This is a genomic window from Streptomyces sp. NBC_01390 (genome assembly GCF_045040105.1).
In the GTDB taxonomy this organism is placed as follows: Bacteria; Actinomycetota; Actinomycetes; order Streptomycetales; family Streptomycetaceae; genus Streptomyces.
In genome coordinates, this window is sequence record NZ_CP109551.1 from 7,816,303 (window position 1) to 7,838,008 (window position 21,706).

The following is a 21,706-nucleotide window of genomic DNA, read 5'->3' on the forward strand; positions in this document are numbered from 1 at the left end:
TCCCCTCTTTGTGAGTTGCCTCCGGCACGTATCGTGAGTGGTTGCGGACCGTACGCATGCAGAACGGGACGTATGGCGAACGGAATTGAGCAGCCGGACGGCCGGGGGAGGCATCGTGGAGGAATATGCGGGGCGGGTGCTCGCCGACCGCTACCGCCTGCCGCTGCCGCCGTCCGATGAGTTCGAACAGCGCGAGACCCGGGCCTTCGACACCTACAGCGGGCAGGAAGTCCTGGTCAGGCAGGTGCCGTTGCCCGAAGTCGTCGAGGCCGAGGTGCTCGACGCGGACGGGCTGCCGGACGGGTTCGTGGCGCGGGACGGGCGTCGGGTGCGAGGTGCTGCCGCGCGGTCCGCGGCCACCCGTCGGCCCAGTGATCCGACAGTACTGCGCGCCATAGAGGCCGCGCAGGCCGCCGCGTCCATCCCTGATCATCCACGGCTTGACCAGGTCTTCGACGTGTTCGCGCAGGGCGGTTCACTGTGGATAGTGAGTGAACTGGTGCCGGCCAGGCCCCTGGAGTCACTGCTCGCCGAGAAGCCGCTGACGCCGTATCGCGCGGCCGAGGTCGCCGCCGACGTCCTCATGGCACTGCGGGTGCTGCACGCCCACGGCTGGGTGCACCGCAACATCACCGAGCGCACGGTGCTCGTCTGCGACGACGGACGCGTGATGGTCACGGGGTTGGCGGTCGGCGCGGCGGAAGAGGCGCTGTGCGGGTACGACCCGGTACCCGGCCGGGACGGTCCGGCGGCGACCGGCTCGCCGGGGGACCCGACCGCGGCGATTGACGCTCCCGGGACGGGTGGCGGTGCGGGTCGGCCGGGTGGAGGCGGCGGGGGTTACGGGGTTGCCGGGGGGACGTTCGCCGGGGATTCCGGCGCGGACGCCGAGGTTGCTCGGCGTGCGGCCATAGAGGCGCGGACGGGTGCAGGTGCGGGCTCGGGGAGCGGTAGCGGCGGGGGCGGGTACGGGCAGGCACCGGCTTCGTCGGCGGGAGGACAGGCCGTAGCGAGGCCGCAGGGCTTGGCCGGCGGTGGGGTCGGCGGTCCCGGACGATCCGGCGGGGGTTACGGCGTTGCCGGGGGGACGTTCGCCGGGGATTCCGGCGCGGACCCCGAGGCTGCCCGGCGTGCGGCCATCGAGGCGCGGACGGGTGGAGGGATGCCCGGGACGGGCGTCGAGGGGACCACCGGAGGCACCGGCGAGCGGCGGGCGTTGGAGACCGAGGGGGACATCCGGGCGGCCCGCGCCGGAGCCATCGCGGCGTATCGGGCGGGGGCCCGGGCAGCGGCCAGGGTTCAGGAGGCCGAGCAGAGCGGGCGCATGGCGCTGCCCGGTGCCCGGCCGTCGATCGAGGCGGCCGGTGACGCGGGCACTGGTGGGCACGGCGCCGGTGTGGAGCGGGCCCCGGCCACTCCGCCTCCGGGGCAGATCGCCGACCCCTACGGCGTGCGCAACACGCCTGCCTGGAACGGTGTGGCCCTCCCCGCGACCGGAGCCCCGGGACACACCGCACACGCGCGTACCGCCCTCCCCGCCGGCGGGAACGGCGCTGCGGCGAACGGGGTGGCCGACAGCATTCCGCACCAGCAGCACCGCCCGCTCACCCACGCCGCGCCCCAGGACCAGCCCCCCGCCCAGTCACACGCCCAGCCGCAGGACCGGCGCCCGCCGGCCGACCATATCCCCGGGCGGCCCCCGGGCCACTGGGACGGCGCGGCCGTCGCCGACGCGCCCAGGCGTGGGCCCGCCACCGCGCTGGCCGCCGAGCGGGCACGGCAGGCGCGGATGGCTGTCGTCGGGGCGGTGACCGAGCGTTGGGCGCCCGAGCAGGCCGGGCCCGTCCACGAGAACTGGCAGCTGGCCGCGCCCATCGGGCCCGCGACGGACCTGTGGGCGCTCGGCGCGCTGCTCTTCAGGGCCGTACAGGGGCATGCGCCCTATCCCGAGGAGTCGACGGCCGAGCTGGTGCAGTTGGTGTGCGCCGAGCCGCCCGCCTTCGCGGAGGAGTGCGGGCCGCTGCGGCCCGTCGTGGAGTCGCTGCTGCGTCAGGACCCCACCGAGCGGCTCGACTTCGAGGAGCTGAACGGCTGGCTGCGCTCCCTCGTCAGGTCGGCACCCGAGCCGGAGGCCGGCGCGCACGTCGTCGCCGCCCCACCCACCGATCCGCGCCGGCTGCCGATCGTGCGACGCCGGGGCGAACTGGTGCGCAGGCGCAAGGCGGGCCTGCCAGCGGCCGGTCCGCACGGCCGGCACAAGCGGGGCAGGCAGGAACAGGGGGCGCCCCGCAAACTGGGCCGCAACCTGCTCCTCCTGATACTGCTGGTGCTGGCCGCGGCGATCGCGTACGCCATGTTCTTCATGCCGAAGGCCGACAGCGACGGAACGCAGGACGGGGAACGGACCGGTTCCGCCGGGAAGGTCAGTGCGGCGCCGGAGCAGTCGTCCGACACTCCGGACGCGAGCAGCGAACCGAGGCCCGAGCAGACCTCGCCCGGGGACGGCAAGGGCAACAGCGCCTCCCCGTCGGCGGGTTCGTCCGAGACGACGCCGGCCGGCGGGCCCACTGCCGCCGCCGGTTTCACCGTGCGCACCGACCCCGCGGGCTTCCGCGTCGCCGTGGCAGACGGCTGGGACAGGACGGGCAAGAGCGGGCGCGGCCAAGTCGTCTACTGGCACGGCGCGTTCCAGCTGATCGTCGTACCGGGCCGGGACACCACCAGGACGTCCGGCGCCGATCCGATGGCGTACCAGCGGGAGCGGGAGTACGAGTTGCAGCCGTTCCGCGACTCGACCTGGGCCACGTCCAGCGGGATGCGGACCATCGAGGTGGGCGGACGGACCATGGTCGAGGGGCAGTTCACCTGGCAGAACAGCTCCGGCAGCGAGGTGTTCGTACGCAATCTCGCGATAGTCGTCGACGGCCGGTACCACGTGGTTCAGGTGCGCGGACCGGAGGCCGAGCGGGACGAGGTGACCCGCCTGTACGAGCAGGCGGCGGCGACCTATCAGCCCACCGGCTGAACCCTGGGGTCGTGCCCGGCGGGCAGAACCGTCACAGTGCTGTCCCCGTAGGGCCCCCTGCGGTTCCCTCAGGCGAGGGCGCTCCTTAGTCTTGCCCCTGTCAAGACCATTGCGGGGAAACGTGAATCAGATGCAGGGCCAGCTCCTCGCGGGCCGCTACCGGCTCGTCGACGTCATCGGCAGCGGTGGCATGGGCCGGGTGTGGCGTGCGCACGACGAGCTGCTGCACCGTGCCGTTGCCATCAAGGAGTTGACGGCCGCGCTGTACGTGTCCGAGAGCGAGCAGGCCGTCCTGCTCGCCCGGACCCGGGCCGAGGCGCGCGCGGCGGCGCGGATCAACCACTCCGCCGTCGTCACCCTGCACGATGTGCTCGACCACGACGGCCGGCCGTGGATCGTGATGGAACTCGTCGAGGGCAACTCGCTGGCAGACGAGGTGAAGGAGGCCGGGCGCGTCGAGCCGCGTGAGGCCGCCAGGATCGGCCTGTGGGTGCTGCGCGCGCTGACCGCCGCGCACGCCGCCGGTGTACTGCACCGTGACATCAAGCCGGGCAACGTCCTCCTCTCCCAGGACGGCCGCGTCCTGCTGACCGACTTCGGCATAGCCCAGGTCGAGGGGGACACGACCATCACCCGTACCGGAGAGATCGTCGGGTCGGTCGACTACCTCGCCCCGGAACGGCTGCGCGGCGACGACCCGGGACCGTCCTCCGACCTGTGGGCGCTCGGCGCCACGCTGTACACGGCTGTCGAGGGCCGGTCGCCGTTCCGCCGTACCTCCCCGCTGACCACCATGCAGGCGGTCGTCGAGGACGAGCCCGCCGAACCCCGGTACGCCGGTCCGCTCGGGCCCGTCATCACGGCCCTGCTTCTCAAGGATCCCGCCGTACGGCCCGGAGCCGCCGAGGCCGAGCAGATGCTCGCGGAGGCGGCGGAGGGTCGACGGCCCCGCGCGGCCGAGCAGTACGTGCCGACGCTGCACAGCCGGTCGGTGCGGTTGCCGGCGGAAGGGGAGGTCGGGGCCTTCCGTATAGGGGGCGCGGCAGCCGGTTCCACCACGGCTCAGCAGGGAACCGCCGTCGGTCCTGCCGCCCCTGGACGGCCGCGCCGCCGGGGTCGGACGATCGCCCTCGTGGCCGCGCTGGTGGTGCTCCTCGGAGTGGGGGGAGCGGTCGGGCTGCACCAGTGGAACTCGCGGTCGCAGGACGCGGGTTCCGGCGCCTTGGGCACGCCGCCCGTCTCCGCGTCCGACACGGCCTCTGCCACTCCTTCGGCCACTTCTTCCGCCGGTCCTGCCACTTCCGCTCCCACCGACGTGCCGAAGGGCTGGGCGCGGGTCGACGATCCGGCCGGTTTCAGCCTCCCGTTGCCCCAGGGGTGGACGCGGACGGTGACGAACGGGCAGATCGACTACACGCCCGACGGCGGGAAGCACTTCCTGCGCATTGCCATCGACAAGGACCCGGACTTCGACGACCCCTACCTCCACCAGCTCGACCTGGAACTGCAGCTCAAGCGTCTCAGCGAGTACAGCAGGGTGAGTCTGGAGGCGAACATCTACCGTGACCGCAAGGGCGCGCTCTGGGACTTCACCTGGACAGCCCTGGCCAAGGACTCGGAGTTCCCGGGACCGCGGCGGGCCATCGAGCAGGCGTATCTCGGCCGGGACGGAGCCGAGTACGTGATCTACATGTCCTCACCGGCGGCCGACTGGGCGACGGCGCGCGAGCAGTTCACGACGGTACTGCGAGGGTGGCGGCCGAAGTCCGGCTGACCGCGCCCCCGCCCGCCGGGCCGGGTACGGCGGTTGTCGGTCATCCGCCGCGCACCGTCCCGGAGTCGCGTCCTCCGGTGGGGCATGATGAGGCTCATGGGGACCGAGGGGGAGAGCTTCCGAGTGATCGCCGGGCGGTACCGCCTGGAGGCGAGGGTCGGCCGGGGCGGTATGGGCGTCGTCTGGCGGGCGACCGACCAGCTGCTCGAACGGCGGGTCGCGGTCAAGGAGCTGACGCAGGACACCTCTCTCGCGACCGACGAGGCCAGGCTGCGGCGCGACCGCAGCCTGCGCGAGGCGCGCGCGGTCGCCCAGTTGCACCATCCGCACATCATCGTCGTGCACGACGTCGTCGAGGACGACGAACGCCCCTACATCGTCATGGAGTTGATCGAGGGCAGCTCGCTCGCCGACCAGATCTCCCGGCGCGGCCCCGTCGACGCGGACGAGGCCGCCCGGATCGGTATCGCCCTGCTCGGCGCCCTGGGGACCGCCCATGCCGCCGGTGTTCTGCACCGGGACGTCAAGCCCGCGAACGTCCTCCTTGAGGACGGAACCGACCGGATCGTCCTCACCGACTTCGGTATCGCCCAGGTCGCGGGCGCGACCACGCTCACCGAGACCGGCTCTTTCGTCGGCTCGCCCGAGTACACCGCGCCCGAGCGGATGTCCGGCGTCAGGACCGGGCCGGAGTCCGACCTGTGGTCGCTCGGCGCGCTGCTGTGCACGGCCCTGAGCGGCGAATCACCTTTCCGGCGCGACTCGTTGGGCGGCATCCTGCACGCCGTCGTGATTGACGAGGTACGGCCACCGGCGCAGGCCGCGCCGCTGCTGCCCGTCGTACGGGGCCTCCTGGAGCGCGATCCCGAGCGGCGCCTCGACGCGGCGGAGGCGGAGCGGATGCTGCGGGCGTTCCGCACGACAGGGCGGACGCCGAAGCTGTCGCCCGGGTACACCCCGGCCCGGCCGCAGACCCAGCGGCGCGAGGAGTCCGGCGGCCGGGAGTCGACGCCGACGGTCGCCCTCCGCAAGACCTCCTCCCGTACGGCGGACCGGCCACCGAGACCTTCGGGGCGGGCCGTGCTCATCGCCGCGGTGCTGGTCGCGGCGCTGGCCGGGGCGGGGGTGTCCGCGGCGGCGTTGCTGATGCACTCGGGGGGCAGCGGGGGCGACTCGCCGGGGAGCACGGCGTCGGCGACGGTGTCGGTGTCGGGGGCGTCGGAGGCGTCACCCGGCACGACGGGAGCGGCGCCCGGTACGTCGACCAGGTCGCCCGGTACGACGGGGGTGTCGCCGAGCACGTCGACGGTGTCGCCCGGTGTAAGTACGACGGCCGGGGCCACCCCTTCCGCCGCGACCGCTCCCTCCGGCTACCGGCTGGCACGCGACCCGCGCGGTTTCTCGCTCGCCGTTCCGGACGGGTTCACGCGGACCGAGCAGAAGGAGCGGGTCTTCTATTTGTCGCCGGGGGAGATCTTCCGGCTCGGGATCAAGGTCATCGACCCCCAACCGGGCGGCCCCCTCGCGGTGATGGAGCAGGCGGACGCCAACGGGTCCTCCACGAACCCGGGTTACCGCGACGGCCGGGTCACCGAGACTGTGCACGCGCAACATGCCGCCGCGCTCTGGGAGTTCACCTGGGACGGCTTCAGCGCGGCAGAGGGGCCACGGCACACCTACGACCTGTGCTGGGAGGAGGGCGGGCGGATGTACGACGTGTGGGTGTCGGCGCCCGTCGGCAAGGTGCGGGAGGCGAAGGAGTATTTCGATGTCGCCCTCGACACCTTTGCCACGAGTGGATGACCGTAAAGAGGGGGAAAACTAGGGAAAGTCAGGGAAAGTCAGGGAAAGTGGGAGAGGTGGCAATTATCGGAAACGGAGAGCCGCCCGGGGAATCGCCCGGAGTAGTCCCCTTTTGCCGGTCCGGCCCACCCGGAGAGTGAATCCGCCGCCGGGACGGGAAACCGGCTTCGCGTACCAAAGCCCCGTCCGACGCCACCACTTGGCAGCCGCCAACCGCTTCGGTAGCGGCGGCAAAGGCAACACCCGTTCCCCGAGCCTGAGTTCGCCGCTCCACACACCCTGCCCCAGCTCGGCGACAGGCACATGGACGGTGAACTGCTCGCCGTGCGGAGGCCGTACGGCGGTGAGGACCACCGTCGCGCCCGGCTCCTCCTCGTTGCGCAGGTGCACGGTCAGCGCCCCGCGCGGGCACGCGCCCAGCGCGCAGCGGCCGGTGATCAGCAGCTCGGTGGGCCGGCCGGCGTGCCAGCGGACGTCCCCGAACGTGATGCGCTTCAGCACCGGGTGCTTCCGCTCGCCGAGGTCGATCGTGTAGTTGCCGTACGGGACGGTGGTGTAGAGCGTGACGGCACGCCGACCACGTACGGTCTCCGTGATCCGCACGTCGGGACGGCCGGGCAGCCGGTCGGCCCGGCTGCTGCCTATGCGCACCTCACGCGTGTTCCCCGGGGCGCCGACGGCGAGGGAGATGTCCCACAGCCCGTCGCCGAGGGACGATCCGTCGGCGACGGTGTCGATGTCGAAGGTGGCCTCGAATCCGGCCCGCTCGTACGAGTACCGCCCCTCGTCCTCCTCGGCGCCCAGGAACGGGGACGGGACGCTCGTGACAGGCAGCCGGTACTCCGTGCCCGACTCCCGCTCTCGCAGGACGAGTTGGGTGGTGACGTCGGGTGTCTCCACTCGGCGCGGATACGCGTACCCGGCCAACCGCACCCGGGTGCCCCGCAGTTCGGCCCGCGAGACGTGATGCCGTATCTCTGCCTCTGTCTCGTGGTGTCTCAGGGAATTCGTCTCGGGCACGGCCATCGTCACGTTCTCCAGAAGGTGGGAAATGGGAAGTGCGAATACGCGCGCCGATACCGGGTCGCGTGGCGACTGGCTCGTGAAGATACCGTGACCCGATCGTGTCTTCAAGGTAAGAGCACCGTGATCATTCTGTTCAGCGGGGTGAGCCGGGTCACCCTTGAATACCGCTTTGTTCCACCTGTGAGCAGGCTGAATACGAACTCTGCTAAAACGTCGACATGGACATGGGTACCGGCGTGAGCAACGAGATGTTCGGGCGTGCGCATGCCCGGCAGCGCTGGGCGGCGCGCGGTGCGCTCGGAGCGGCCGGACTGGCGGTACTGCTGCCGATCGGCTACGCGGGCATGGGCAGCCTGCTGCTCGCGGTGGTCGGCGTGGGCGGAGCCGTGCTCACCGCGTCCAGCCTGTGGTGGGCGCTCGCCCGGCGCGGCCTCGTGCGGGGTGTGGGGGTGGTGCTCGCCGTCGCCACTCCCGTCGCCGTCGTCGCGCTCTTCGCCGCCGCCGACCTGCTGTGGCCCGCGACAGGGTCCGTCGCCCTGTGGGGCGCCGCCGTGTGGGCCGGGAAATTCGCGCTGAGCAGCACCAGGTCCCATGTGATTCCGGTCCGCGAGTACGAGTCGCCCGCACCCCTGCGCCCGTTCCTCCTCATGAACCCGCGCTCCGGTGACGGAAAGGTCGAGCGCTTCCGGCTGCGCGAGAAGGCGGAGCGGCTCGGTGCCCGCGTCCATCTGATCGACCCCGACAAACCCGAACCCGAGGACGTCGTCGCCCTGGCCCGGGAGGCCGTCGCGGGGGGCGCGGATCTGCTCGGGGTGGCCGGCGGCGACGGCACCCAGGCCCTGGTCGCGGGCGTCGCCGCCGAACACGACCTGCCCTTCCTGGTCGTGTCCGCCGGAACGCGCAACCACTTCGCCATGGACCTCGGCCTCGACCGCGACGACCCGGCGACCTGCCTCGACGCCCTCACGGACGCGGGCGGGGTGGAGCTGAGGGTGGACCTGGGCTTCCTCGACAGCGGCATCGGCGGCACCGGCGGAGACGGCGACGGTACGGCGGTCAGCCGCCCCTTCGTCAACAACGCCTCCTTCGGCGCGTACGCCTCGATCGTGCAGAGCCCCGCCTACCGCGACGACAAGGTCGGCACCACCCTGGGGCTGCTGCCCGAGCTGCTCACCTTCGAGCGCGGCGCGACGCTGACCGCCCGCGCCTACCCCCAGGAGCGAAGCCGGCCGGGGGAGACGGTCATCCACGCGCCGCAGGCAGTCCTGGTCAGCAACAACCCGTACCGCATGGACGACTTCGCCGGTCTCGGCCGCCGTGAGCGCCTGGACGCCGGCGCCCTCGGGGTGCTCGGCATCAAGGTCGAGGACGCGGCCCAGGCCGCCGAACTGCTCCTCGGCCGGTACGCCACCGGCCTGACCGTCGTCACCGCCCACGAGGTCGTCGTCGAGGCCGACCTGCCCGAGATCGAGGTCGGCCTCGACGGCGAGGCCCTTGTCCTGCCCACCCCCGTCCGCTGCCGTGTCGAACCGGGCGCCCTGCGCGTCCGCGTCCCCCGCCAACGGCCCGGGGTGCCGGCTCCCACGCCCCCCATGGACTGGCGGCGACTGCGCAAACTGGCGGCGACGGTGGGCCGTACGGCACTGCCTCGCCGTACGACGGACGCTCTGAACCGGCGTCGACAAGCGTCCGCCCCGCAGGGTAGGGATGAGGCATGAGCAACGGCGGGGAAGGCGGCGCGAACAAGGGCGGGGGGAACGGGAACGGGGGCACCAACGGGGGCAATGGCGTGGGCAACAAGGGCGATGTGGGGCGGCTCGTCGGTGGCCGGTACCGGCTGACCGAGCGCATCGGATCCGGCGGCATGGGCACCGTGTGGCGGGCCCATGACGAACTCGTCGAGCGCGAGGTCGCCGTCAAGCAGCCGAGGCTGCCCGGGGACCCGCAGGACGCCGCCCACCAGCGGATAGCGCACCGCCTCCACCGGGAGGCGCGGGCCGCCGCGCGCGTCGACCATCCCTCGGCCGTGTCCGTCCACGATGTCGTCGTCGAGGACGGACTCCCCTGGATCGTCATGGAGTTGGTGCGTGGCGAGTCGCTGCACGAGGTGCTCCAGCGAGGCCCCGTCAAGCCCGCGGAGTCCGCGCGCATCGGCCTCGCCGTGGTCGGCGCGCTCAGCGCCGCGCACTCCGTCGGGATCGTCCACCGGGATGTGAAGCCCGCCAACGTCCTGCTCGGCCCGCACGGTCGGGTCGTTCTCACCGACTTCGGTATCGCCCACATCATGGGCGAGGAATCCCTCACGATGAGCGGGGAGTTCGTCGGTTCCCTGGAGTTCATCGCGCCCGAGCGCATGTCCGGCCGGGGCGCCGGCCCCTCCTCCGACCTGTGGTCGCTCGGCGTACTCCTCTACGCGGCGGTCGAGGGCTGGTCCCCCTTCCGCCGTACGACGCTGGAGTCCACGCTCGCCGCGATTCTCGCCGCCGAGCCGGTCAAGCCGCAACAGGCTGGACCGCTCGGCCCGTTGCTCGTCCGACTGCTGGTGAAGGACCCCGCAGAGCGCCCCGACGCGGACGAGGTCACCGCGGCCCTGGAAGCGGTCGCCAAGGGCTGGCCACTGCCGAAGGCGCCCGAGCGGGGCGAGCTGACAAAGGCTCAGGAACCGTCCGGGATCAGGGAGTTGACGGACGACGCGGGGACGATGCGACTGAAGGCGGAGGGCCGGGCGACCGAGTCCGAGTCTGGACCCGAGCCCGCTCCCGTTTCCCCTGCCTCTGCCTCATCTGCTTCTGCTTCCGGGCCCGGGACGGTCGTACCCGGCAACGCCGTGCCCGGGGCCTCCCCCGAGACCCGCGCCGTCTCGCTGGCCGCCCCGAAGGCGTCGCGTCGCGGCCGTTCCCGGCGGGTGATCCTCGGGGTCCTGGGCGGCGCGGTCGCGCTCGTGGCCGTGGGCGCGGTCGTCGAGGGCGTGGTCGTGAAGACCGGCGGAGAGGACGCGGCGGTCGCGGTGGAGGAGTCGCGCGCCACGCCGGAAGCCGTGTCCCCCGTCCCCGTCCCCGTACCGCCGACGGAGGCCGAGCCCACCCTCGACGGCTGGACGACCCACGAGGAGAAGGACCTGAGGGCGGTCCTCGCCCTTCCCCGCCAGTACGTTCGTTTCCACGAGCAGGGCGACGCCGACGACCAGCCCCGGATGGCGATCTACGACAACGACGCGGTCATCCAGGTCCGCCTCACCCTGTGGGACAAGGCGCCCCGTTCGCCCCTGGGCCAGGCCAAGGAGGCCGCCGACACCTGGGCCGGATACGGCGAGTCGACCACCCGGTACACCAACACCACGGTCGGCGGCTACAAGTCCGTCCAGGCCGACACCACCTACGACACCGAGGGCAGGCTCGTCCGGGTCATGCAGGTGGAGATCCTGACCGACGACGGCAGGCTGTACGAGCTGCGCGTGGACATGCCCAAGGGGACGCCGGACGAGAAGCGGGGGGCGGACGTCTTCAAGGAGGCGCGCGACCGGCTCGAAATCGACAGGGCGTGACTCCCGGCCGGGGAAAAGTGACGTATTCCGCTGGTGCTCGGGTGAGCGGGCGACGCCCAACGCCCTGATCAGCGGATTCGTTGCCAGTACTCACTGGCGGCATGCCGCTGCGGACCGAAGCCGTGTGCGTACTCGGTGAATCCGGGTTACCCATGGGTACCCAAAGCCTCCGAGCCGTCATACCCTGCGGCAATGACGGACTCGCAGGCCCCGGTAAAGCCCGGCACCGACGCCCCCACCGGTACGAACCCCCTGGCACCCGCGCCCACAGGCGCCCGCACCGCCGCCGACGTGGTCACCCCCGAGCTGGTCGCCCAGCTCACCAAGGGTGTCGTCGGCTCCGGTCGCACCGCCAACCACACCCCGTTCACCGGCGAGAAGCTGGCCGACCTGCCCGAGTCCACCCCCGAGGACGTGGAGAAGGCGTACGAACGGGCCCGCACCGCCCAGGCCGTGTGGGAGCAGACCCCGGTACGGCAGCGCGCGGCCGTGCTGCTGCGCTTCCACGACCTGGTGCTGGCCCGCCAGGCGGAGGTTCTCGACCTCATCCAGCTGGAGACCGGCAAGGCCCGGCTGCACGCCCACGAGGAGGTCCAGGCCGTCGCAGTGGCCGCCCGCCACTACGGCCGCATGGCCCCCCGGTACCTGAAGCCGAAGCGGCACGCGGGCGCGATGCCCACCCTCACCAAGGTCACCGAACTGCGCCACGCGCGCGGGGTGGTTGGCCAGATCGCTCCCTGGAACTACCCGCTGGAGCTGTCGGTCGGCGACGCGATCCCCGCGTTCGTCGCGGGCAACGCGGTCGTGATGAAGCCGGACACGGAGACCTGCCTGACGGCCCTGTGGGCCCGGGACCTGCTCATCGAGGCCGGTCTGCCCGCCGACGTCTTCCAGGTCGTCCTCGGTGAGGGCCCGGTCATCGGCCCCGAGGTCGTCAAGCACGCCGACTACGTCTCCTTCACCGGCTCCACCCGTACCGGCCGCGAGGTCGCGCAGGGCGCCGCCGCGCGTCTGGTCGGCGTGTCCCTCGAACTCGGCGGCAAGAACGCCATGTTGGTCCTGGACGACGCCGACATCGAGAAGGCGGCGGCGGGCGCGGTCCGGGCCTGCTTCTCCTCCGCCGGCCAACTCTGCATCTCCATAGAGCGGTTGTACGTCCACGAGTCGATCGCGGACGCGTTCGTCGAGCGCTTCGCGGCCCGCACGAAGGCGATGCGGCTCGGCAAGTCCCTCGCGTACGGCGCCGACATGGGCTCACTCGTCGGTGATCGCCAGCTGGCGACGGTGACGAAGCACGTCGACGAGGCGGTCGCGAAGGGCGCGAAGGTCATCGCGGGCGGCACGGCCCGCCCCGACATCGGGCCCTACTTCTACGAGCCGACCATCCTCGACGGCGTCGAGACCCCGATGGCCGTCTGCTCGGAGGAGACCTTCGGTCCCGTCGTCTCGATCTACCGCTTCAAGACCGACGACGAGGCGGTTGCCCTCGCCAACTCCACGCCGTACGGCCTGAATTCCTCGGTCTGGACGAAGAACGGCGCCCGTGGCCGAGCCGTCGCCGCCCGGGTGCGCTGCGGCACGGTCAACGTCAACGAGGGCTACGCGGCCGCCTACGGCAGCGTCCAGTCCCCGATGGGCGGCATGAAGGAATCCGGCCTCGGCCGCCGCCACGGCTCCGAGGGCATCCTCAAGTACACCGAGGCCCAGACGGTCGCCCAGCAGCGCCTGCTGCCGCTGGCCCCGGCCCTGGGTATGGACGACGAGAAGTACGCGGAGTTCATGAGCCGGAGCCTGAAGGTCATGAAGGCCCTGAGGCTGCGGTAACCAGCGTTTTCTGTTCTCAACGAGGAGAGCAAGTGCCGTACGACCACGACGACGACCATGAGTACGACTACGACGTCATCGTCGTGGGCTCCGGCTTCGGCGGCTCCGTCACCGCCCTGCGGCTGACCGAGAAGGGGTACCGGGTCGGCGTACTGGAAGCGGGCCGTCGCTTCACCCGCGACACGCTCCCCAGGAACTCCTGGGACCTGAGGAACTACCTCTGGGCGCCCAGGCTCGGGCTGTTCGGGATCCAGCGCATCCATCTGCTGGGCAACGTGATGGTGTTGGCGGGCGCGGGTGTCGGCGGCGGTTCGCTGAACTACGCCAACACCCTCTACGTACCGCCGAAGCCGTTCTTCGACGACCCCCAGTGGCGTGACATCACGGACTGGCAGGAGGAGCTCGGCCCGTACTACGACCAGGCCCGGCGCATGCTCGGCGTACGGCTCAACCCGACGATGACCCCCTCGGACGTCCATCTGAAGGCGGCGGCCGAGCGGATGGGCGTCGGGGACACCTTCCACATGGCGCCGGTCGGCGTCTTCTTCGGAGACGGTGAGGACGGAGAAGGAGGGGAGGGCGCGGTGAAGGCCGCGCCCGGGGCGGAGGCTCCCGACCCCTACTTCGGGGGCGCCGGGCCCGCTCGCAGGGCGTGCACCGAGTGCGGTGAGTGCATGACCGGGTGTCGGCACGGCGCGAAGAACACCCTCAACGAGAACTACCTCTACCTCGCCGAGAAGGCGGGTGCCGTCGTCCACCCCCTCACCACGGTCGTGTCCGTCACGGACGACTCGCGTGGCGGCTACGCGGTGGCCACGCTCCCGACGGACGCGAGGAGGAAGGGCGCGGGCCGCACCCTCACGGCCCGCCGTGTCGTCCTCGCGGCCGGTACGTACGGCACCCAGACCCTGCTGCACCGGATGAAGGCGGGCGGTCAACTCCCGTACATCTCCGACCGGTTGGGCGAGCTGACCCGTACCAACTCGGAGGCGCTGGTCGGCGCCCAGACCGACGACCGCCGCTATCGCAAGGCGACCGGGGAGACGAAGGTCGACTTCACGCGCGGAGTCGCCATCACGTCCTCGATCCACCCCGACGGGAACACCCACATCGAACCAGTCCGGTACGGCAAGGGATCGAACTCGATGGGCGGTCTGTCGATCCTTCAAGTCCCTTACGCGGAAGGGTCGTCGAGGGCCCTCGGCTGGCTGGCGAACGCCGCCCGCCACCCCCTGCTGGTCCTGCGCTCGATCTCCAACCGGCACTGGTCGGAGCGGACCATCATCGGCCTGGTGATGCAGTCCCTGGACAACTCCCTGACCACGTACCTGAAGCCCAAGGGCGCGGGCAAGGGCCTCCTCACGGCACGCCAGGGTCATGGCTCCCCCAACCCCAAGCAGATCAGGGCGGCGACGGAGGGCGCCTCGGCGATCGCCGCCGAGATCAACGGCTTCGCCGGCAGCAACGTGGGCGAACTGATGGGCATGCCGCTGACCGCGCACTTCCTCGGCGGCTGTCCGATCGGCGAGTCACGGGAGACGGGCGTGATCGACCCGTACCACCGCCTGCACGGCCATCCCGGGATCTCGGTGGTCGACGGCGCCGCGGTCTCCGCGAACCTGGGCGTCAACCCGTCCCTCACGATCACCGCCCAGGCGGAACGCGCGGTGTCGTACTGGCCGAACAACGGCGAGGCGGACCCGCGTCCGGCCCAGGGCACGGCGTACGAACGTCTGCGGCCGGTCGAACCGAAGTCACCGGCGGTTCCGGCCGAGGCGTTCGGCGCGCTGCGGCTGCCGTTCCTGGGGATCCCGGCGGTGCCGAAGAAGACGACCGGGGTGACCGAGGCGTAGCTGCCTGAAAACAAAGAGCCTTAAAAAAGAGAAGGACCCGCGCCCCCCTCCGAGCGCAGGTCCTTCTCTTGTCCTTGCGGGAGGCTTACGCCTCCGTGCCCGCCTTCCGGCGACGCATCGCGAACACCGCACCTGCACCGGCGACGACGGCGACACCGCCGACCAGGCCGATCACCGGCAGGGCGGAGCTGGAGCCGGTGTCGGCGAGGTTGCCGGTCGGCAGGTCGGAGACACTGCCCTGGGGCTTGTGGACCGGGTCCTTGGAGCCGTTGTCGCTCGGCGTGGCCGAACCCGGGTCGGTGTTCGAGGAGCCGGACTTCAGGACCTTGAAGTCGTACTGGGCCCAGCCCTCGGCGATGCAGTCCTGGCCGTCGATGTTGTCGAGGTAGGCACCGGAGCCGAAGGAGTAGGCGTCGCCCGCGGGGGCCTTCTTGTCGATGCTGACGCGCAGGTCGACGGACTGGCTGGCCCCGGCCTTCAGCTTGTCGACGTAGAAGAAGTAGTCGCCGGCCCAGTCGTCGTCGCCGATCCGGTCCCACTTGCCGGTCTCGGGGTTCTTGAACTCCAGGTCGACGTACGGGCTGAGGAACTTCGCCTCGTCGAACTCGTAGTTCTCGATCTCGGCGTAGAAGGCGACACCCTTGATGTCGGCCTTCGAGTCGTTCGTGACGACCAGCTTGAAGCCGTGGAAGCCGTCACCCGCGACGATCTTGCCGGGCAGGCCCTTGATGTCGGCGGACACCCGGGCGTCGCTGTAGTCCTCGTCGAGGTCCTCGCAGAACGGGACGTCCGGGTCCGTCGGGTTCTCGCTCGGCTCGGCGGAGACCGAGGGGGAGGCGGAGACGGAGGCGGAGGGCGAGGAGGAGTCGCTGACGCTCGCGCTCGGCGAGGCGCTGTTGGACGGCACGTCGGACGGCAGACCGGTGTCGGACGGCGCGGGGTCCGAGGGGCTCGCCGGCGCGCTGTCGCTCGGGGTCTGCGAGGGCGTCTCGGTGACGGCCGTCTCGCTCGGGGTGGCCGAGGGCGACTCGTCGGCGAACGCGACGGGTGCGGACAGCAGGGCCAGCGGGGATATGACAGCCGTCGCCGCTGCGGCGACCATGGCACGGCGAAGCTTCATGAAGACCTCAAGACCTCGGAACATCCAGGTGTGGGGCACAGTCGTGGCCCCTGGTTCTGAACGTGTGACATGCGGTGGCTGTGAATGGTTGCTCTTCGCTCACAGAAAACTTATGTGTGCTGGGTCACACCTGGACTGCACCTGGCGGATTTGGGTATGTGCTGAAGGTTTTGAGCATGGGCCGGTTGTGGAGAGGCTTTCGGATCACCTAGAAATAGCCCTCGTGTCTGATAATCAGTCCGGCGGCAAGCCGTCCGAAGAGCCCGAGCCGTCGATTCCCGACGACATATGGGAGAAGTTCACCCGCGACACCGAGCGTGACATCCGTGCCTCCGCGCAGAAGGAACCCTCCGCACGGGCGCGGATGGTCACCGAACGGCTGCGTCAGCAGGACGCGCGGGGCGAACAGCCCGTGGGCTGGCGCACCGAACCCGCCCGGCGGACGGCCGAAGAGCGCGCAGCCAGGCGCCGGCGGTGGTGGGGGGTGATCGGCGTACCGCTGGCGATCGCCGTGGCGGTGGTGGCCATGAAGCCGTCTCTGCTCCCCGGCGACCCGTTCGGTTCCGGCGGGTCGGACGGGACCGCCGACGCCTCGCCGCTGCCCGAGGAGACGGTCGCGCCGTCCGCGGCGCCGTCGGCGGTGGACCCGGATGTCCCGACCCTCGCCAGGCCGTTCGCCGGATCACCCGCCGAGCGGTACTCGGACGGCGCGGCGGGCATCGTCCTGCCGAAGGCCAGGGCGGTCGGCTCGTTCTCGAAGGCCGAGGTGGAACGGGTGTTGCAGCAGAGCAAACAGTTCCTGGTCGACGCGAACCTCGACCGCGTCACCCTGCGCGGCGGACGTCCCGCAGCCGCGCTCAAGGCGATCGACCCCACCCAGAAGGACCTGCTCGGCGATCTGAACGCCTCCCTGCGTAAACCGGACACGAAGCATGACCCACTGTTGATGTTCAGCCGGTTCGACCCCGCCGAGGTGCGCCTGACGGGCAACGTGATCAAGACCCGCGGCCGGATGACGTTCGAGGCGGGCAAAAGTCACACCGTTGTCGTTCACGCCGACTACACCTTCGTCTACCCGCTGGTGCACGCGGACAAGGGCGCCACCGAGGTGGCCCGCACCATCGTGCGCCGGGTGCTCGACATCGAGCTCTACGACCCGGCCAAGTACCAGGTCACTCCGGGCAAGTTCAACGTCTCGCGCTACGACAGCACGTTCGGCAACTCGGACTGCGACGTGAACGACGGCTACTTCCACCCGCACTTCAACTCGGACACCGCCACGACGGGTGCCGATCCCACCGGCCCCACCATCGACCCCTACGACCGCCGCGATGAAGGGGCCGCCGAAATAGGCGACGGCGAGTGCGGGATCGTCACGCGTTCCTGACCCCCGCTCCGGACACGACCCCCGGTTCCGGACATGGCAAAGGGCCCCGCGGGGCGGAGCCGCGGGGCCCTTCTCCGTCAGCACCGGCGTCAGGGCAGCGCCGGTGCCTGGGGGAAGCGGCGCCGGGGGGTTGCGCCGCATTGTTGGTCTGTACCCACGGTCGGCGCCCCGGCGTGCAGGGGGCGCACGCCTGGTCTGGACCAATGGCAGTCGGGGATCGCAAGGCAATGCGCTTGCCTGCTAAGGGACTTGGGCTGTTCCTGCATCGTGCTGGAAGGTCACCGAGTACGCAACCTTTTGACCCGGACTCGTACTCTTTGGCCCTTGTGCTGCAGTCGACTGTGCTGTGCCGGTCGGCCCCGGGCGTCCCCGGGGCCGACCGTTCTCCGATGTGACCGGGCTGCTGTCCCCTGCCGTCCGGTCACAACCCTGGAGCCACGCGTGGTTTGTGCGGGCCCGCCCCTGGCTGGCACGGACACCGGTACCAACGAAGGCGGCGTACGGCGGTCACGCGCCGGACGGGTGAGACGGCGCCCGAACTCAGATGCGACCTCAGATTCGACCCCGGCACAGCTCCAGCAACGTCATCGCGAGGGATGTGCCGGGCCTGCCCAGCGCGTCCCGGTAGTGGCTGAGGACGTCCATCTCGCGGGACAGGTTCACGCGCCGCCCGCCGGAGGTGATCCGCGACTCCTGGATCACGGCGGACACGGCCATCCGTTCCTGGACGAGACCGATGATCCGGTCGTCGAGGGCGTCGATGCGTTCCCGTGCGCCGGTGATCACATCGGCGGCCTCAGGGGTACGGGCGCCGGTCACATCGAGAGAGGTCATGCGGGGCTCCTTGTCGGAAGAAGGTGCCCCGGCCCGGCAGGACCCGGAAACGGCAGGCGCCCCGGGCCTTGTCGGCCCGGGGCGCCTGGAAAGTCGCTTGTCAGTTGCTCAAGCAGCACGACCATGGCAGCCGGTGGGCCGGTTGCCATAGGTAAAGACGAAGGTCGGTTGCGTGAGCATGGGGGCAGTATGCCGTAGCCCCGTAGCCCTGCGTCCCGCAGGCTTGTGCGTCTGCTGCCTCGGTGCGTCTACGCCCGACCCGGGTATCTCCATCCCGCTCCCAGGCATCTCCAGCCCGTCCGGCGTTTGAGGACAAGGCCCGTTCAGGGCCGTAGCGGGGGCCTGGGGGCGGCAGCCCCCAGCGACGGCGAGGTGTCCCACGTCCACCCCGGTAGAATCACCCGCACAGACCCCCGCCCAACCGCCGGAAGGCCCCCGTGTCAGCAGCGACCCCCGCCCCCGACACCGTCCTGGTCGTCGACTTCGGTGCGCAGTACGCCCAGCTCATCGCCCGCCGAGTCCGCGAGGCCCGGGTCTACAGCGAGATCGTGCCGAGCACGATGCCGGTAGAGGAGATGCTCGCCAAGAACCCGGCGGCGATCATCCTCTCCGGCGGCCCCTCGTCGGTCTACGCGGAGGGCGCCCCGCGCCTGGACCGCTCGATCTTCGAGGCCGGCGTCCCCGTCTTCGGCATGTGCTACGGCTTCCAGCTCATGGCGACCACCCTCGGTGGCACGGTCGACAACTCCGGAGCCCGCGAGTACGGCCGTACGCAGCTGGCCGTCACCAAGCCGTCCTCCACCCTCTTCGAGGGCACCCCGGCGGACCAGTCGGTGTGGATGTCCCACGGCGACGCCTGCTCCGCCGCCCCCGAGGGCTTCGCGGTCACGGCGTCCACGGACGTCGTCCCGGTCGCCGCCTTCGAGAACGACGAGAAGAAGCTCTACGGGGTCCAGTACCACCCCGAGGTCATGCACTCCACGCACGGCCAGCAGGTCCTCGAACACTTCCTCTACCGGGGCGCGGGCCTGACCCCGTCCTGGACCACCGGCAACGTCATCGACGAGCAGGTGGCGCTGATCCGTGAGCAGGTCGGCGACAAGCGCGCCGTCTGCGGCCTCTCCGGCGGCGTGGACTCGGCGGTCGCCGCAGCCCTCGTCCAGAAGGCCATCGGCTCCCAGCTGACCTGCGTGTACGTCGACCACGGGCTGATGCGCAAGGGTGAGACCGAGCAGGTCGAGAAGGACTTCGTCGCCTCGACCGGCGTCACCCTGAAGGTCGTCGACGCCGAGGAGCGCTTCCTGAACGCGCTCGCCGGGGTCTCCGACCCCGAGGAGAAGCGGAAGATCATCGGGCGCGAGTTCATCCGCGTTTTCGAACAGGCGCAGGCTGAGATCATCGCGGACGAGGGTCCCGAGGTCGCCTTCCTGGTGCAGGGCACCCTCTACCCCGATGTGGTCGAGTCCGGTGGCGGTACCGGCACGGCCAACATCAAGTCCCACCACAACGTGGGCGGGCTGCCCGAGGACCTCGAGTTCGAGCTGATCGAGCCGCTGCGCAAGCTCTTCAAGGACGAGGTCCGGATGGTCGGCCAGGAGCTGGGCCTGCCGGAGGAGATCGTCCAGCGTCAGCCGTTCCCCGGCCCCGGTCTCGGTATCCGGATCGTCGGCGAGGTCACCAAGGACCGCCTCGACCTCCTCCGCGAGGCCGACGCCATCGCCCGTGAGGAACTGACCGCCGCCGGCCTCGACCGCGACATCTGGCAGTGCCCGGTGGTCCTCCTCGCGGACGTGCGCAGCGTCGGTGTCCAGGGTGACGGCCGTACGTACGGCCACCCGATCGTCCTGCGTCCGGTCTCCTCCGAGGACGCGATGACCGCCGACTGGTCCCGTCTCCCGTACGAGGTCCTGGCGAAGATCTCGACGCGCATCACCAACGAGGTCGCCGACGTCAACCGGGTCGTCCTCGACGTGACGAGCAAGCCGCCGGGCACCATCGAGTGGGAGTAGTCCGGCGGGCGGTGCGGCTCACGTCCGCCTGAGAGTGCGTACCGGCTCTCCGGGCCGCCAGATCTGGACGACCAGATACTTCTCGTCCTCGACGTACGTCCGCACGACCTCCGTCAGCTCGGTGCGGAAGAGGTGGAACGGCTCCGGCGGTTCCACCTCTTCGGCGTACGCGGCCTTGGCGGCCGGATCCTCGACCTCGTACGCGCGTCCGCTGACGCGTACGTCGCCGCCGGCCGTGTCCGTCCCCGGGCCGGGGTTCGCCTGGAGGGCGAAGCGGGGGTCGCGGTACAGGTCCCGTGCCTTGAACGAGTCCGGCATCATGGCGAGCCACAACTCGCCCTGCAGGAAGCGGACTTCGAGGCCGGAGGTGCGCGGTGAACCGTCCTTGCGGAGGGTGGCGAGGGTGTGGTGGGTGAAGGCCCGGAAGCGTTTTTCGACCGTTCCGGCCAGGCCGGGTTCCGCGGTGGTGAATACTGCCCAGTTCATGGGGCCGAGTCTGACGCGGATACCCGACATCCGGTGACGTGTATTCGCCGGTGTCCTGACACTGTCGCTGTCACCATCTCGTCGGAGTCTCGGACCCCTGGCTCAGATATCTCTTTCATCTCGTCGCACATCTCTTCGCAAACATCCCTGTTCTCCTGCGCGGACCGACGGTAACTTCCGCTCCGTAAAGGAACCCAGTGCTGGAGGACCTATGCACGGGCCCACTCCGCCCCTGCCGTTGCCCACCGACCAGCTGCAGTTCGCGATGCCCCCGATGTACGAGTCGCTCGACGACGAGCGCAGGCACCGCAAGGAACGGCTGGCCGGGGCGATCAGGCTGTTCGGCCGCTTCGGCTTCGAGGACGGCGTCTCGGGGCACATCACGGCACGCGACCCGGAGTACAGCAACTGCTTCTGGGTGAACCCCTTCGGGATCCCCTTCAAGCAGGTCACCGTGAGCGACCTCGTCATGGCCAACCAGGACGGCCAGGTCATCGAGGGCCGCTACCACGTCAACCAGGCGGCCTTCACCGTGCACGCCCAGGTGCACGCCGCCCGCCCGGACGTCGTCGCCGTGGCCCACTGCCACTCGGTGCACGGCCGCGCCCTCGCCGCCCTCGGTGACCTCCTCGACCCGATCACCCAGGAGAGCTGCGCCTTTTACGAGGACCACGCGCTGTACGACGCGTACACGGGCGTCGCCGTGGACGCCGACGAGGGCCGCCGGATCGCGTCCGCGCTGGGCTCCCGCAAGGCCCTCGTGCTGCGCAACCACGGGCTGCTCACGGTCGGCGACTCGGTGGACGCGGCGGCCTGGTGGTTCGTGTCGATGGAACGGTCGAGCCAGGTCCAGCTGACCGCGCGGGCCGCGGGCCGGCCCATCCTCATCGACCACAAGCAGGCGGTCTCGATGCGGGAGCAGCTCGGCGGTGACCTGGTCGGGTGGATCAACTACCAGCCCCTGTGGCGGGACATCAGCAGAAGTGAACCGGATCTGCTGGGTTAGCCGTACCGAGAGGTG

Annotated in this window: 13 protein-coding genes and 1 pseudogene; 10 read left to right on the top strand and 4 right to left on the bottom strand. The window is 70.9% G+C overall.

Going from position 1 to position 21,706, the window contains the following annotated elements; all coding sequences use genetic code 11:
• Positions 1-115: 115 nt before the first annotated feature.
• The 3 genes from OG241_RS35270 to OG241_RS35280 all read left to right on the top strand — a co-directional run bounded on the left by OG241_RS35270 (position 116) and on the right by OG241_RS35280 (position 6,602).
• On the top strand, positions 116-3,025 hold the full coding sequence (locus tag OG241_RS35270) for a protein kinase (protein WP_405821192.1): 2,910 nt from the start codon (positions 116-118) through the stop codon (positions 3,023-3,025).
• Between the two features lie 130 nt (positions 3,026-3,155).
• A complete protein-coding gene (locus OG241_RS35275; protein ID WP_405826592.1) occupies positions 3,156-4,799 on the top strand; it encodes a serine/threonine-protein kinase in 1,644 nt (547 codons plus the stop codon).
• A gap of 96 nt (positions 4,800-4,895) precedes the next feature.
• Positions 4,896-6,602 (top strand): serine/threonine-protein kinase, encoded by a 1,707-nt coding sequence (locus OG241_RS35280; RefSeq protein WP_405821194.1) that lies wholly within the window; start codon positions 4,896-4,898, stop codon positions 6,600-6,602.
• Positions 6,603-6,665: 63 nt separating this feature from the next.
• On the opposite strand, the gene OG241_RS35285 is transcribed toward OG241_RS35280, so the two are convergent.
• On the bottom strand, positions 6,666-7,622 hold the full coding sequence (locus OG241_RS35285) for a hypothetical protein (RefSeq protein ID WP_405821196.1): 957 nt from the start codon (positions 7,620-7,622) through the stop codon (positions 6,666-6,668).
• Between the two features lie 224 nt (positions 7,623-7,846).
• Here OG241_RS35285 and OG241_RS35290 point away from each other — a divergent pair, with 224 nt between their 5' ends.
• The 4 genes from OG241_RS35290 to OG241_RS35305 all read left to right on the top strand — a co-directional run bounded on the left by OG241_RS35290 (position 7,847) and on the right by OG241_RS35305 (position 14,849).
• Positions 7,847-9,346 (top strand): diacylglycerol/lipid kinase family protein, encoded by a 1,500-nt coding sequence (locus OG241_RS35290; RefSeq protein ID WP_405821197.1) that lies wholly within the window; start codon positions 7,847-7,849, stop codon positions 9,344-9,346.
• Positions 9,347-9,492: 146 nt separating this feature from the next.
• Complete coding sequence (locus OG241_RS35295) at positions 9,493-11,172, top strand: serine/threonine-protein kinase (RefSeq protein ID WP_405826594.1); 1,680 nt, start codon at positions 9,493-9,495, stop codon at positions 11,170-11,172.
• 192 nt (positions 11,173-11,364) lie between these two features.
• Positions 11,365-12,996, top strand: a complete 1,632-nt coding sequence (locus OG241_RS35300; protein WP_405821199.1) for a succinic semialdehyde dehydrogenase — start codon at positions 11,365-11,367, stop codon at positions 12,994-12,996.
• Between the two features lie 32 nt (positions 12,997-13,028).
• On the top strand, positions 13,029-14,849 hold the full coding sequence (locus tag OG241_RS35305; protein ID WP_405821201.1) for a GMC oxidoreductase: 1,821 nt from the start codon (positions 13,029-13,031) through the stop codon (positions 14,847-14,849).
• Between the two features lie 85 nt (positions 14,850-14,934).
• Here OG241_RS35305 and OG241_RS35310 read toward each other — a convergent pair whose 3' ends face one another.
• A complete protein-coding gene (locus tag OG241_RS35310) occupies positions 14,935-15,969 on the bottom strand; it encodes an LAETG motif-containing sortase-dependent surface protein (RefSeq protein ID WP_405821203.1) in 1,035 nt (344 codons plus the stop codon).
• 223 nt (positions 15,970-16,192) lie between these two features.
• Between OG241_RS35310 and OG241_RS35315 the strand changes: the two genes are divergently transcribed.
• Complete coding sequence (locus OG241_RS35315; protein WP_405821205.1) at positions 16,193-17,356, top strand: hypothetical protein; 1,164 nt, start codon at positions 16,193-16,195, stop codon at positions 17,354-17,356.
• 552 nt (positions 17,357-17,908) lie between these two features.
• On the opposite strand, the pseudogene OG241_RS35320 reads toward OG241_RS35315, so the two are convergent.
• A pseudogene (locus tag OG241_RS35320) lies at positions 17,909-18,193 on the bottom strand (chorismate mutase); the annotation flags it as partial.
• Positions 18,194-18,627: 434 nt separating this feature from the next.
• Here OG241_RS35320 and guaA point away from each other — a divergent pair.
• The gene (gene guaA, locus OG241_RS35325; RefSeq protein ID WP_405821206.1) at positions 18,628-20,199 is read left to right on the top strand and encodes a glutamine-hydrolyzing GMP synthase; all 1,572 of its coding nucleotides are present in this window, start codon (positions 18,628-18,630) and stop codon (positions 20,197-20,199) included.
• An 18-nt stretch (positions 20,200-20,217) separates the two neighbouring features.
• Here guaA and OG241_RS35330 read toward each other — a convergent pair whose 3' ends face one another.
• Positions 20,218-20,685 carry a pyridoxamine 5'-phosphate oxidase family protein gene (locus OG241_RS35330; protein WP_405821208.1) on the bottom strand — a complete coding sequence of 156 codons (468 nt, stop codon included), beginning with the start codon at positions 20,683-20,685 and terminating at the stop codon, positions 20,218-20,220.
• Positions 20,686-20,896: 211 nt separating this feature from the next.
• Here OG241_RS35330 and OG241_RS35335 point away from each other — a divergent pair, with 211 nt between their 5' ends.
• Positions 20,897-21,691, top strand: a complete 795-nt coding sequence (locus tag OG241_RS35335; RefSeq protein ID WP_405821210.1) for a class II aldolase/adducin family protein — start codon at positions 20,897-20,899, stop codon at positions 21,689-21,691.
• Positions 21,692-21,706: the final 15 nt, after the last annotated feature.

Coding starts and splice junctions, on each gene's coding strand:
- OG241_RS35275 (WP_405826592.1), top strand. CDS start 3,156: ATGCAGGGCCAGCTCCTCGCGGGCCGCTACCGGCTCGTCGACGTCATC.
- OG241_RS35280 (WP_405821194.1), top strand. CDS start 4,896: ATGGGGACCGAGGGGGAGAGCTTCCGAGTGATCGCCGGGCGGTACCGC.
- OG241_RS35290 (WP_405821197.1), top strand. CDS start 7,847: ATGGACATGGGTACCGGCGTGAGCAACGAGATGTTCGGGCGTGCGCAT.
- OG241_RS35295 (WP_405826594.1), top strand. CDS start 9,493: ATGGGCACCGTGTGGCGGGCCCATGACGAACTCGTCGAGCGCGAGGTC.
- OG241_RS35300 (WP_405821199.1), top strand. CDS start 11,365: ATGACGGACTCGCAGGCCCCGGTAAAGCCCGGCACCGACGCCCCCACC.
- OG241_RS35310 (WP_405821203.1), bottom strand. CDS start 15,969: ATGAAGCTTCGCCGTGCCATGGTCGCCGCAGCGGCGACGGCTGTCATA.
- OG241_RS35330 (WP_405821208.1), bottom strand. CDS start 20,685: ATGAACTGGGCAGTATTCACCACCGCGGAACCCGGCCTGGCCGGAACG.
- OG241_RS35335 (WP_405821210.1), top strand. CDS start 20,897: ATGCACGGGCCCACTCCGCCCCTGCCGTTGCCCACCGACCAGCTGCAG.